Below are 12,994 nucleotides of genomic sequence, written 5' to 3' on the forward strand. Positions count from 1 at the left end.
ATCAAAGACAGGCGGTTTTTGTATGTAGAGCACAGTTTTTGCACAATTCCGTGGGGTGAATTCGGTCTGACTGTACAAACCTATTTATTGTAAAGTAGAAGCATAAAGACTGATCCACACTCATATCTTGTGCAACAAGTTGTGCATGATTTTGTGCTAAAAGGTGGCCGCCATGTTAGACAAAAGAACAATGCAAATGTTGCAGCTTCTTGTGCAGACCCAGCATTATGTCGCAGCCAAAGAATTAATGGAGCATTTCTCCATTTCGCGAAGGACGCTATACTACGATATCCAAAAGATCAATGATTGGCTGGAGAAAGCCGGCCTGCCGCTCGTCCGGTACATTTACGCAAAAGGCTTTTATCTGGACGAGGGAAGCAGACAGGCAGCGATGCGGTTGATCGGGGAAACAAAGTCCAGTTTGTATGCCCTGCGCTCAGGGGAGAGGCAAGTCTATTTGCTTCTGTACGTCCTGCTGGCAGATGAACGCATTACGACACAGGAATGCATGGAGAGAACAGGGGTCAGCCGCAATACCATCTTGCAGGATCTCAAGCAGATGAAAAAGGAACTGGGCAAGCATGGTCTGAGCCTTGCGTACTCCTACGCGAGCGGGTATGAAATCACGGGGGATGAGCTGGCGATACGCAATCTGTTGAGCCATACTGTGCAATCTTTGCTGCATGATGGCCAGGAGCAGCTGCTGCGAGATCTGCATGAAGCGGATCCGGACATACCCTCTCCCGCAATCATCCTGGATTGGCTGCATGATTGTGAACAGCAGCTGCAGCTTCAGTTTGCCGAGGATTCACTCAAGCCGCTAAGCTACTTGTTTTCGTTGTATCTCAAGCGGATCAAGAGCGGGCATGCGGCTGCCTATCCGCCCGAGCAGCGCAAGCATATCGTGCAAACCAAGCATTATGGCGTCATCCAGTCGTTGGAGCAGGTCGTGCAGACCAAGCTTCCCCGGGAGGAAAAAGGCTATCTGGCCACACTGTTGTTAAGCGCAAAGGTGAATGATTTCGAGCTGTCTGCGGAGCACTATGAGCTTCCGCTGCTAAAACAGGCGATTGCGGAAATGGTTGACCTTTTTGAAATGAGAGCCTGTGTGGTGTTTGACCAGCGGGTGCAGTTAGAGCGCAACCTCTACATCCATCTGCAGCCAGCATACTATCGGTTCCTGTATGACATCGACGTGGCCAACCCGTTAAAGGAAGTCATTCAGGTTCAATACCGCGATATTTATGAGCTGACCAAAAAAAGCATTGCTCCGTTGGAAAAATTGGTGGGCAAAGCGATACGCGATGATGAAATCGCCTTTATTACGGTTCACTTTGGGGGATGGATGCGTCGCCAAGGAATTCGGGCAACCGCGCTGCGGCGTGTGTTGCTGGTATGTGCGAACGGGGTGGGTACCTCCCGCATCCTGGCCCAGCAGTTGGAGGGCCTGATTTCCAACATGGAGCTGCTCGGTCCCATCACGCTTCGGCAGTATGAGCAGTTCCAGGAGGACGTCGACATCGTCATTTCTACTACCAAAATCGCGAACCCGCGGCATCGCATCATTTTTGTCAATCCGATCTTAACGGATCGCGACAAAGTTCATCTACTCAGTCAAATAGAGACGATTTCCCAAAGCTCGCCCTCCCATATTACGGCGCAAACGATCGTAGATCTTGTAAAGAAATATGCGGTCTTGGAAAAGGAAGAGCAGCTGGTCGAGGAAATCAAACAAGTGTTACAGCAGCAGAAGCAGGTGAAGAGGGAGAGAAAACCAATGTTAGACGAGTTGTTGCAGGAAGATTGTATTCAGCTGAAGGACTATGTGAGCGATTGGAGGGAAGCGATCCGCATCGCGTCCGAACCGCTTCTGAAAAACCAGTCGATCACGGAGATGTATGTCCAGGCGATGATCGACAACGTCGAAGAAAATGGCCCTTATATCGTCATTGCTCCCATGGTGGCCCTGCCGCATGCAAGACCGGAACAAGGGGTCAACCGCGTAGGGATGAGCTTGCTTCGCTTGGAACAGCCCGTGTCTTTTTCGGAGAAACAGCTGCGCGAGGCACAGCTGATTATCGTGCTGGCTGCCGTGGACAACGAGACCCATCTGCAAGCATTGTCCCAGCTGTCGGCGATGCTGTCCGAAGAAGGCAATATCGACAGGCTGATCGCTGCCGATGATAGGGAAACCATCCTTCGCTATATCAAAACCTACTCAAAATAACAGGAGGAATGAAGCATGAAGAAGATTTTGGTCGTGTGCGGTAATGGATTGGGCAGCAGCTTTATTGTGGAGATGAACGTGAAAAAGATTTTAGGAGAGCTGGGCATTCAGGCGGAGGTGTCCCACACCGATCTGGCGACAAGCAAAACGGAGCAGGCAGATGTGTATCTGGGCTCAAAAGACATTGTCGGTCAACTGGAAGACGGCAAACGTTACGTGATTGGCTTGCAGAATATTTTAAGCCAGCCGGAAATCAAGGAAGCGTTACAACAATATTTCGCAAAGGAATGATGACCGATGCTCGACGTAATCATGAAGGACATATTGGGGACGCCCGCCATATTGGTAGGTTTGTTTGCCCTCGTGGGTTTGCTCCTGCAAAAGAAAAGCACGGCTGATGTCGTCTCCGGCACCTTGAAAACCATCATGGGCTTTCTGATCCTGGGAGCAGGCGCCGGGATCTTGATCGGCGCATTGGGCGCTTTCGGAAGCATGTTCGACAAGGCGTTTCAAATCCAAGGGGTCATTCCAAACAATGAGGCTATTGTCGCTCTCGCGCAGCAGACGTTTGGCGCAGAAACAGCCATGATCATGCTGTTTGGGATGATTGTCAACATTTTGTTGGCTCGCTTTACCCGGTTTAAGTACATTTTCTTGACGGGTCACCATACGATGTTTATGGCGTGTCTGATTGCCGTGATTTTGTCTACAGGCGGTGTCAAAGGCCTGCCGATGGTGATTCTGGGCTCCCTCATTCTGGGTGCGTTGATGGTATTATCTCCTGCGATGCTGCAGCCATTTATGCGAAAAATCACAGGCAGCAATGATATTGCGATGGGACACTTCGGATCCGTAGGCTACCTGGTTGCAGGCTATATCGGGAAAGCTGTAGGGAATCCGGCAAAATCGACGGAAGATATTAAAGTGCCGAAATCATTGGGATTTTTACGGGATACATCCGTTTCCGTCTCTTTGACCATGACGATCCTGTTCATCATCGTTGCGCTTGCGGCAGGACCAGGCTTTGTTGAAGAAAAATTGAGCGCAGGGCAGAACTATTTAGTGTATGCGGTATTGCAAGCGATTACGTTTGCAGCAGGCGTATATATCGTGTTGGCCGGGGTACGGATTTTGCTCGCCGAAATCGTGCCTGCCTTCAAAGGGATTGCTGATAAAGTCGTGCCAGATGCCATCCCGGCGCTGGATTGCCCTACGGTATTCCCATTTGCCTCCAATGCGGTGGTCATCGGATTTTTCGCAAGCTTTGTGGCAGGTCTTGTCTCCATGTTCCTATTGCCGATCTTCGGCTTGAAGGTCATTGTGCCAGGCCTGGTGCCGCACTTCTTTACCGGTGCGGCGGCGGGTGTATTCGGAAATGCGACAGGCGGACGCCGCGGGGCTATTGCAGGATCCTTCGTCAATGGCTTGCTGATCAGTTTTTTGCCAGCGCTGCTGCTGCCGGTGCTTGGTTCGCTCGGGTTTGAGGGCACCACATTTGGCGATGCGGACTTCGGGATCGTTGGTATTATCCTTGGTAAAATAGTAGCTTTGTTCAACTAAAACTAGTTAAAGGGATAGGGAGGGCATTGAAGCTTTGGCTTCGATGCCTTTTTTGATTACCCAAAAGCCTGTTGGAAAGGTACAGCAGTGGGGCGAGCATGTTTTGAAAGAGAAAAGTGCAAAGGAATCAGGAAAAGCATGATGCATACAAGAAAAACCCCGTAAAAACGGGGGTTTATAAGATAGTGGATAAACAAACGCTACGGTGAGGAAGGGAAAAACGGGACGGGCGGAGTCTTTGTCACACCTACTCAGGTGGAGCTTCCAAAAATGGTACATGCTTGTCGTGCAAACCCTTCGTATGAATACGCTTCTTCGAACCTTTTTGCGCGACGTACCGTTTTTGGAAGCGGAACCGGACAGTCTGCACCCCCTCGCGGGTGTGGTAAGAACGCAGCCCCGCCCGTTTTTCCCTTCCCCCACCACTATGATTGCACAAATTTAAGCACCGACGGCCATACCAGTACGTGAGGCACGATCTTTTTTCCCATGCAATACATGGTAAAGCAACGCGGAAGCCAAAATCAGAACACCCATGATGACATACAAAGTCCGGTAACCGGTAACTGGAATGATAAAACCGAGCAAATAAGGACCAAATCCAAGCCCTGCATCGAGAAAGATAAAGAAGGTAGAGGTAGCCAACCCCAAACGTTGGGGAGCTGTCAATTTTACCGCAATCGCCTGTGTGCTCGACTGCATATTCCCAAAGCCGAGACCAATCAAGATGCCGGCAGTCAACAATGTCAAACTATGGCCTGCCACACTGAGCAGAAACATACCGGCTGCAAAAAGCAAAAAAGCCGGATACATCACATAGTTCGCGCCCTTTTGGTCCAGCATCCGGCCTGTGAAAGGGCGAGAAGCCAATACAGCCACTGCATAGACGATAAAGAAAAAGCTTGCCGTATTGACCAAGTCCACTTCCTTGGCATAAAAGTTCAAAAAGGAAAGAACACCTGAGTAACAGAAAGCAATCGCCAGTGTCACAAAAGCGATCGGAAGGGCTTTTGGTTCAATATAACTGGAGATCGACAGTCCACTGCTTGCCGTAGGCCGGGTGGATACCTCTACAGCGGGAACATGCACAAAGAAAGCCGTGAGGAAACTGATAATCCCCAGGATCAGGCAAAAACCGAAAATGACCTGGAAGCTGGTATGCTGGCTCATGTAAAGACCGATGAATGGCCCGATGGCAGTAGCCAGTGTCGCACTCATGCTATAGTAGCCGATCCCTTCCCCTTTGCGTGCTGCAGGAATGATTTGGGCAACGATGGTTCCTGTGGCCGTACTGGCTATCCCCAAAGTAAGACCGTGCAAAAAACGGTTCACCAGCAGAAAGGTGATCCCGAAATTGACAAAATAGAGAAGCGTCGTCAAGGTAAAGCAAAGCAAGCCGATGAACAACGTTTTTTTACGGCCGATAAAGTCGATCATTCGTCCGATAAACAGACGGCCGATTAACGTACCGATAATAAAGATTCCGGTTACCAGGCCGGCTTGACTGGTCGAGGCTTGAAAGACATCGACGGCATAGACAGCAATGGTTACCAATAATAAATAAAAGACCAGTGTTAAGAAGAAATTGATGGAGGAAACAACGATAAAATCTTTGGACCATAATCGTGGCCGTGCTTGACTCATGGTTTTTACCCCTTTCGCCTTAAAAGTTACCTAGGTAACTATTTGACAAGAGAAACTATATCAAACCGAATGGTGGATGTCTAGTCAACAGGAAAAATGAGGGTATGAAATATCGTGTTGAATATAGAAATACTGCCAGCTCTGGTTTATGATAGGTAGGTGCAAACGAGTTTAACAAGATGCGGGTGAACATTCGTTGATTATTTTTGATTATATTGTAAATCTGTCCATATTTTCCCTGTTGGTTAGTATCCCCTTGGTGATTCGTTCGTTTATTAACCATAAACCGATAAAGCTGTTTGGGCTGTGGGTTGGCCTATATGCAGGGGTTGTATCGATTATACTGGTGATGTTGTCGATCAAGCAGGCGGGCTATTCGTACGACATACGGTATGCGCCTGTCATTCTGGTTTTTGCTTACCTAGGTCCGGCAGCAGGAATCATTACCGGGATCTTCTCCTTGCTCACACGCCTCCTGGCAGCAGGCAATTGGCTTCCGGCCATCATCGGTTGGACATCCATCATGCTGGTCTTCTCTGTATTGCATCGCTATCTCTCACGGTTTACTCCTATGAAAAAGAGTGTCTGGTTGTTTGGCGCGTATATCATCCTGTATGTATCCACGGTATGCGCCTTTCATATTTTGACGGACGAACCGTTCTTTCACCTTCAGTATCTCGTATTCATCATGCTGGGAGTCGTCATCGGCGGCTTGCTGATCGAATCTTACGTGAGACTGCACCGCACCATTACGGACAGGAAGACGATGGAAAAGACGCTGGAGGCGAGCGAATCAAAATATCGCCTGATCGCCGAAAACACTTCCGATCTGATCATGGTGATGGAAAAGGACCAATCGATCAGCTATTTTTCCCCGTCCCATGAGCACGTGCTGGGGTATCAAAGCGCGGATCTGGAAGGAATTGAATTGTGCAAGCTGCTGCATCCGGATGATATCAGCATGTTTCGCAGTACAGTAAAGCAAATGTTTGAGGACAAACAATCCCAATCGATGGAATTCCGTATCCGCAACAAATCGGGGGATTGGATTGAATTTGAGTCACGTTGTAAGCCCGTCCAAGGCGAAATGGCCGTTGAGCATATCGTCATCATCAGCCGTGACATTTCAGAGCGCAAAAAAGCCGAAGAGTTTCTCCTGCAATCCGAAAAACTCTCCATCGTCGGGGAGCTGGCAGCTGGAGTGGCCCATGAAATCCGCAACCCCCTTACGACCTTGAAAGGATTTCTGCAGCTGTACAAAAAAGAAAATCAGTCCATCCAATATGGCGATTTGCTCTTGAGTGAACTGGAACGGATTGAAACAATCACCAACGAGCTGCTGTCCTTGGGAAAACCGCAGGCAGTGCAGCTTTCCCGTACCAATCTGCGCGAGTTGATCGAAAGTACGGTTGAGCTGCTGTCTCCACAGGCTCTATTGAATAACATTGAATTCAAGTTGAGCTACGGACAATCGGACATTTCCATCGTCTGTGAAAAAAATCAGCTCAAGCAGGTATTTCTCAACATCATCAAAAATGGAATCGAATCCATGCCAGATGGCGGGGAAATCCACATTGACATGCGCAAGGAGACAGACAATGAGTGTATTGTTTCGGTGAAAGATCATGGCTGCGGGATTCCGGAAGACCTGCTGCCGCGATTGGGAGAACCGTTTTACAGCCTGAAGGAAAAAGGAACCGGACTGGGGCTGATGATCTGCCACAAAATTATCAAACAGCATCAGGGAAGCATTTCGTATCAGAGCAAGGTAAACGAAGGAACCTTGATTGAAATCCGCTTGCCTTTGGCCAATGAACAAGATTCGCATGCAAACGAACAGCAGCCTTATTCCGCATGAAAGCGGGAAGAAGGCTGCTGTTCTGTTCTCCATATGCAGGCTTGAATAAACCCAAATGAATGCCTGCAAAAGCTAGCACTGTATGCCCAAATCCAATCCATTCTTCGCGGTCACCCGATTTCTCCCCAGCTGTTTTGACTGAAGCAGCAGTTGATCCGCGCACACATAGCCTTTTTCCAGAGGCGTGTCCACCCCAACATTGAAGTAATATAATCCCAATGATGCCGTGTAACATAGAGATAGAGGCTCCGCATTATACTCGCAGCCAACCGTACTGTTTTGCAAGCCAGCCAGAATATCCTCAGCCGTTTCGTTGCATTGCGCATAGCTTCGATGTCGGAGAAAGATCGTAAATTCTTCGCCGCCGGTGCGAAAAAGCAAATCGCCTTTTTGTAAATGGTTTTTCAGCGTGGCCGCAAAGTGCTGAATGATCACATCCCCGACAGCGTGGTTGTAGGTATCATTGAATTGCTTGAACTTATCGATATCGGCTACGACGATCCCGATGGTCTCATCAGATTGGTTGAGTTCGTCCATTTTTTTGGCCATAAAAGCACGGTTATATGTGCCGGTCAAAAAATCGGTATACGCCATTTTTTCAAATTGGTCCCGCTCTGTCTTGTTTTGAATGCTCTGTGACTTGGAATAAAACGAACGGCTCACGAGATCATTCAAAATGAACATGCCGAGCAGCATTTCCCAGTTTCCCTCTAGCAGAAAATAAAGCAGCAAGCCATTCGTAAAGGCAATCTTTCCAACATCCACCAGAGTCCGGTTGGTGAAAATCACTGTGAACGCATCTTTCCGCGATTGGATATTTCCTGTCAATAGCAAAAAGGCTGTCAAAAAAACAGAAGAAAGCAGGGAAGAAAGATAGACAGAGGCGAAGATCAGCAGCCAAAAGCCTAACGGGATGCTTTGCACAAACGGAGAGAGGAGCTGAAACAGATAAAAGCCCGCCGAATTGCTCAACACAAAAGAAGCGATGTTATAGAGTGTATCCATAAACTCTTCAGGATCGGCCGTTTTGGTTCTCTTTTTATTGAAATACACGGTAAACCGATACAGGATTTCAAATACCAACAGACCGAACGGACCCGCAAACAAGACAAAAGAAGGACTGAAGCTGACCCCGTAATCAATATTGATATTATGGCTCTTATAAAAGATCCGCTGATTATGATAGAAGCTGGAAAACAGCCAATAACTGAGCAAGGCTATCAAGAATGGCTTGGTGTCCACCAAGATGTGCCCCGAACCAAATGCAACCGCTAAGGCCAAGGCTAGCAAAACCACGTCGTATATCCTGTTTGTCAACATCATCTATGTTCCCTCTCAAAGTAAAACTGTTCCACTACCAGTACTATTACCCCGAAAATCGATCGTGGAAACACAGAGCGCTTGGCTACAGCTTAATCGACAAGGACCTTGGTACGCGTGAAAAATTGCGAGATGGCGAAGGAAGCCGCGCCTACCACCGTGGAGTCCATCCCCAATTGAGAGAAAAGAATCTGCAGCTGCTGTTGATGATAGGGAAGGGCACGCTCAGCTACTGTATGGAAAAGCGTTTCTTGAATCCATGGCTGAGCGATCGTCATCCGGTTGCCAAGAATGATTGATTCCGGATTGAAGATATTGATCAGATTGGTGATGCCGATGCCCAAATACATTCCGATCTGCTGAAACAGTCCGATCACCGCTGCGTTTCCGTTGGCAGCGAGAGAGACCAGCAACTCCATGTCAGGAGAGTCTTTTCCAGTTTGCCGCAGCTGCTGCTGGACTTCTGTGAGCCGGGCAGCCTGCCGGAACAATGCTTTTTCAGATGCGTACAGCTCCCAGCAACCACGATTGCCGCAGCTGCACAATTCGCCGTTGGTCTCAATTGAAAAATGCCCGGCTTCCCCGGAAAAGCCGCGGCTGCCTTTATAGAGCTCCTTGTTCATGACGACGCCCGTCCCGATGCCATGACCGACACTGATGTAGACCAGATTCGATGACTCTTGTCCGGCGCCAAACTGTTTTTCCCCCTGAGCCCCTGTCCTCGCCTCATTATCGATTACGACGGGAAGCTGGAATTCAGCTGCAAGCACATGCTGCAAAGGCACGTTCTGCCACTTCAAATTGGGGGCAAACAGGATCGTTCCATTTTCGTCCACGATTCCTGGCACACCGACGCCGATGCCGACAACCCCATATGCACTCTCCGGCGCTTTGGCGATGAGGCTATGGATCGCATCCTTCAAAATCGAGCAAACTTTCTCGACATCATTCGTCTGCAGCGGTTGTTCCGTCCTCTCGATGATGTTCCCCTGCAGGTCTGTCAGTACAGCAGAGATGCTGTCCACGCGCAAGTCCACGCCGATTGCGTAGCCAGCCAGATGGTGGAATAAGAGCATCAGCGGTTTGCGTCCGCCGCTGGATTGGCCGGGGCCGGTCTCGCGGACAAGGTCGCTTTGGATCAGCTCGTTGACCAGGCTGGAGACCGTTCCTTTGTTGAGGCCGGTCACTTGGGATACCTGTGCGCGAGAGATGGGGGAATGCCAACGAATGGTCTCGAGAACAAGCGATTTATTGATTTGTTTGACCAGATGCTGGTCGCCGGTTACAGTCATAATCCACCTCAATAAGTTTTGTGCTACGTTTCGTTATCAGTGTAGAACGGAATGCGCGGATTGGCAAATACTTTGTTTAGCCAATCGACAAACTAACTTTTCGCTGTTATGATAATCGTGTAGAAACCATATTCATCCAATTGGAGGGGTTCGCATGAGTTATTTTCAAAATGTTCTTGAAATCGCTTACGAAGGAAAGCAGTCCACCAACCCACTCGCCTTTAAATACTACAACCCGCAGGAAGTCGTAGCAGGAAAAACCATGGAGGAGCATCTGCGCTTTGCCGTTTCCTACTGGCATACGTTTACCGGGGAAGGCGCCGATCCTTTCGGGGGAAAAACGGCGCTGCGTCCATGGGACCGCTACACGGGTCTTGATCTGGCGAAGGCGCGTGTCGAGGCATCCTTCGAATTTTATGAAAAGCTGAATATCCCGTTCTTCTGCTTCCATGATCGCGACATCGCGCCAGAAGGAGACACGTTGCGGGAGACAAATGAGAATCTCGACCAGATCGTGGCGATGATCAAGGATTACATGAAAACAAGCAAAACCAAGCTCCTGTGGAATACATCGAACATGTTCAGCCATTCGCGGTATACGCACGGAGCGGGCACTACCTGCAATGCCGATGTGTATGCATATGCAGGAGCCCAGTTGAAAAAGAGTCTGGAGATCGGCAAAGAGCTCGATGCGCAGAACTATGTGTTCTGGGGTGGGCGTGAAGGATATGAGACCTTGCTGAATACCGATATGGAGCTCGAGCTGGATAACCTCGCGCGCTTGTATCAGATGGCGATTGAATATGCCAAGGAGATTGGCTTCGACGCGCAATTTTTGATCGAGCCGAAGCCCAAGGAGCCGACCAAGCATCAGTATGATTTTGATGCGGCGACAAGCATCGCGTTTTTGCAAAAATACGGACTGAAAGATTATTTCAAACTCAATCTGGAAGCCAACCACGCGACACTGGCTGGCCATACGTTTGAGCATGAGCTGCGCGTCGCACGGATCAACGGCGTGCTTGGCTCGCTGGATGCCAACCAGGGCGATCTGCTGCTCGGCTGGGATACGGATGAATTCCCACAGGATTTGTACTCGACGACCTTGACGATGTATGAGGTACTGAAAAACGGCGGTCTGGGCAAAGGCGGGGTGAACTTCGACGCCAAGGTGCGCCGCGGCTCCTTTGAACCGGAGGATTTGTTCTATGCCCACATCGCGGGGATGGACAGCTATGCGAAAGGCTTGAAGGTCGCGGCGAAGCTGATCGAGGACCGTGTGTTTGAGCAAGTGATTGAACAGCGGTACCGCAGCTTCCGTGAAGGAATCGGCAAGGAGATCGTGGAAGGCAAAGCGACCTTGCACACGCTTGAGCAATATGCGCTGAATAATCCTGTCGCCAAAAACGAATCGGGACGACTCGAGCTTCTGCGATCCATCTTGAATCAATATATTCTGGGTGACCTGTAAAAAGGCACACCGCTTTGGCGGGGGGAATGCTGCGATGACGTATGTAATCGGAATCGATGTGGGCACGAGCAGTGTCAAAGCGCTGCTAGTGGATCAGCAGGGGATCGTATGCGGGGAAAGCTCCGCGTCGTATCCGCTGATCCACGAAAAATCGGGATACAGTGAACAGGAGCCTGAACAGTGGGTGACACAGACCATCTCGGCGCTGAGGGAATTGCTGCATACGAGCGGCATTTCCGGCGCTGAGGTGGAAGGAATCAGCTTTTCCGGGCAAATGCACGGACTGGTCCTGCTGGATGAGCATGACCAGGTGGTGCGCAATGCGATCTTGTGGAATGACACCCGGACAACCGACCAATGCAGAGAGATCAAGCGGGTCTTGGGCGACAAGCTGCTGCAGATCGCGAGAAACCCCGCTCTGGAAGGCTTCACGCTGCCAAAGCTGCTATGGGTGAAGGAGCATGAGCCTGAGCGTTTTCAGCGAGCTGCTGTATTCCTTCTGCCCAAAGACTATGTGCGCTATCGTCTGACCGGACAGATCGCCATGGATTTCTCGGACGCTGCGGGTACGCTTTTACTCGACATCACAGGCAAGAAATGGAGCGCTGAGATTCTCCAAGCATTCGATTTGCCGGAGAGCCTTTGTCCGCCACTCGTGGATTCAGGTGATCTCGTGGGCACGTTGTTGCCGGAAATCGCGGCCCAATGCGAGCTGACCAGCGCGGTGAAGGTGTTTGCAGGCGGGGCAGACAATGCTTGTGGGGCGATTGGCGCAGGCATTCTCACACAGGGCGAGACCATGTGCAGCATCGGAACGTCTGGCGTGATCCTCTCCTGTGAAGAAAATCCCAGCGCAGATTATGCAGGCAAGCTGCACTTTTTCAACCATGGAAAAAAAGATGCCTTTTACGCCATGGGAGTGACGCTCTCGGCCGGTCAAAGCCTGACGTGGTTTAAAAACACGTTTGCGCCGAATCAGTCCTTTGAGGAATTGCTGCAGCAGCTTGACCGGGTGCCGGCTGGTGCGGGTGGCCTCTTGTTTTCCCCTTATCTATACGGGGAGCGTACACCGCATGCGGACGCGCTTATTCGCGGCAGCTTCATCGGCATGGACGGCGGACATGAGCTTGCTCATTTTACGCGAGCCGTTGTGGAAGGCATTACGTTTTCATTACGAGAATCCATAGAAATATTGCGTACGGAGGGAAAAGCGATTCCGTCTATCGTCTCGATCGGAGGCGGAGCCAAAAATGAGACATGGCTGCAAATCCAAGCGGATGTGTTTCAGGCGGAAGTGATCAGGCTGGAGAGCGAGCAGGGTCCGGCGATGGGAGCGGCGATGTTGGCCGCGGTCGGATGCGGATGGTACCCCACGCTGGAGGATTGCGCTCGACAGTTTATCCGCAGGACGGACGCTTTCCAGCCGCGCTCCGAGCATGCGGAAGCGTATGACGAGCTGTACCGTATTTACAAATCCCTTTATCCGCAGACGAGGGAAATCAGCGGGGAGCTTGCTGCATTCAGAAGGTAAACGCACGACTGAGATAAATACGATCGGGATGGAAAGAAACCGTGTTTCCATCCTTTTTTCGCTGAAACGCTATGGGTGAAAGGATGAACGC

General features: G+C 50.1%; 9 protein-coding genes. 6 read left to right on the forward strand and 3 right to left on the reverse strand.

Annotated features, from left to right (window positions below):
- The first annotated feature begins 172 nt into the window (after positions 1-172).
- From EIZ37_RS06075 to EIZ37_RS06085, 3 genes are read left to right on the forward strand one after another with little or no spacing between them, the layout of a single operon-like run.
- On the forward strand, positions 173-2,227 hold the full coding sequence (locus EIZ37_RS06075) for a BglG family transcription antiterminator (protein ID WP_134683686.1): 2,055 nt from the start codon (positions 173-175) through the stop codon (positions 2,225-2,227).
- A 15-nt stretch (positions 2,228-2,242) separates the two neighbouring features.
- On the forward strand, positions 2,243-2,518 hold the full coding sequence (locus tag EIZ37_RS06080; protein ID WP_134683687.1) for a PTS sugar transporter subunit IIB: 276 nt from the start codon (positions 2,243-2,245) through the stop codon (positions 2,516-2,518).
- Positions 2,519-2,524: 6 nt separating this feature from the next.
- Positions 2,525-3,787, forward strand: a complete 1,263-nt coding sequence (locus tag EIZ37_RS06085; RefSeq protein WP_134683688.1) for a PTS ascorbate transporter subunit IIC — start codon at positions 2,525-2,527, stop codon at positions 3,785-3,787.
- A gap of 441 nt (positions 3,788-4,228) precedes the next feature.
- Here EIZ37_RS06085 and EIZ37_RS06090 read toward each other — a convergent pair whose 3' ends face one another.
- Positions 4,229-5,431: an MFS transporter gene (locus tag EIZ37_RS06090; protein WP_134683689.1), complete on the reverse strand. Its 1,203-nt coding sequence runs from the start codon at positions 5,429-5,431 to the stop codon at positions 4,229-4,231.
- A gap of 196 nt (positions 5,432-5,627) precedes the next feature.
- Between EIZ37_RS06090 and EIZ37_RS06095 the strand changes: the two genes are divergently transcribed.
- Positions 5,628-7,289, forward strand: coding sequence for a PAS domain-containing sensor histidine kinase (locus EIZ37_RS06095; protein WP_134683690.1), 1,662 nt, complete (start codon positions 5,628-5,630; stop codon positions 7,287-7,289).
- A gap of 72 nt (positions 7,290-7,361) precedes the next feature.
- Here EIZ37_RS06095 and EIZ37_RS06100 read toward each other — a convergent pair whose 3' ends face one another.
- Both EIZ37_RS06100 and EIZ37_RS06105 read right to left on the reverse strand, forming a co-directional pair.
- Positions 7,362-8,612, reverse strand: coding sequence for a GGDEF domain-containing protein (locus EIZ37_RS06100; protein ID WP_235827900.1), 1,251 nt, complete (start codon positions 8,610-8,612; stop codon positions 7,362-7,364).
- Positions 8,613-8,701: 89 nt separating this feature from the next.
- A complete protein-coding gene (locus tag EIZ37_RS06105; RefSeq protein ID WP_205683792.1) occupies positions 8,702-9,901 on the reverse strand; it encodes an ROK family transcriptional regulator in 1,200 nt (399 codons plus the stop codon).
- Positions 9,902-10,055: 154 nt separating this feature from the next.
- On the opposite strand from EIZ37_RS06105, the gene xylA reads away from it, so the two are divergent.
- Positions 10,056-11,372, forward strand: a complete 1,317-nt coding sequence (xylA, locus tag EIZ37_RS06110; RefSeq protein ID WP_134683691.1) for a xylose isomerase — start codon at positions 10,056-10,058, stop codon at positions 11,370-11,372.
- Between the two features lie 34 nt (positions 11,373-11,406).
- Positions 11,407-12,903, forward strand: a complete 1,497-nt coding sequence (xylB, locus tag EIZ37_RS06115) for a xylulokinase (RefSeq protein ID WP_134683692.1) — start codon at positions 11,407-11,409, stop codon at positions 12,901-12,903.
- The last annotated feature ends 91 nt before the right edge of the window (positions 12,904-12,994 follow it).

Source organism: Brevibacillus migulae (assembly GCF_004521915.1).
Classification (GTDB): Bacteria; Bacillota; Bacilli; order Brevibacillales; family Brevibacillaceae; genus Brevibacillus_F; species Brevibacillus_F migulae.

What these genes read in the sequence shown, in the direction of transcription:
- xylA (WP_134683691.1), top strand. Translation starts at nt 10,056, where the DNA reads ATGAGTTATTTTCAAAATGTTCTTGAAATCGCTTACGAAGGAAAGCAG.
- EIZ37_RS06080 (WP_134683687.1), top strand. Translation starts at nt 2,243, where the DNA reads ATGAAGAAGATTTTGGTCGTGTGCGGTAATGGATTGGGCAGCAGCTTT.
- EIZ37_RS06075 (WP_134683686.1), top strand. Translation starts at nt 173, where the DNA reads ATGTTAGACAAAAGAACAATGCAAATGTTGCAGCTTCTTGTGCAGACC.
- EIZ37_RS06090 (WP_134683689.1), bottom strand. Translation starts at nt 5,431, where the DNA reads ATGAGTCAAGCACGGCCACGATTATGGTCCAAAGATTTTATCGTTGTT.
- EIZ37_RS06105 (WP_205683792.1), bottom strand. Translation starts at nt 9,901, where the DNA reads ATGACTGTAACCGGCGACCAGCATCTGGTCAAACAAATCAATAAATCG.
- xylB (WP_134683692.1), top strand. Translation starts at nt 11,407, where the DNA reads ATGACGTATGTAATCGGAATCGATGTGGGCACGAGCAGTGTCAAAGCG.
- EIZ37_RS06100 (WP_235827900.1), bottom strand. Translation starts at nt 8,612, where the DNA reads ATGATGTTGACAAACAGGATATACGACGTGGTTTTGCTAGCCTTGGCC.
- EIZ37_RS06085 (WP_134683688.1), top strand. Translation starts at nt 2,525, where the DNA reads ATGCTCGACGTAATCATGAAGGACATATTGGGGACGCCCGCCATATTG.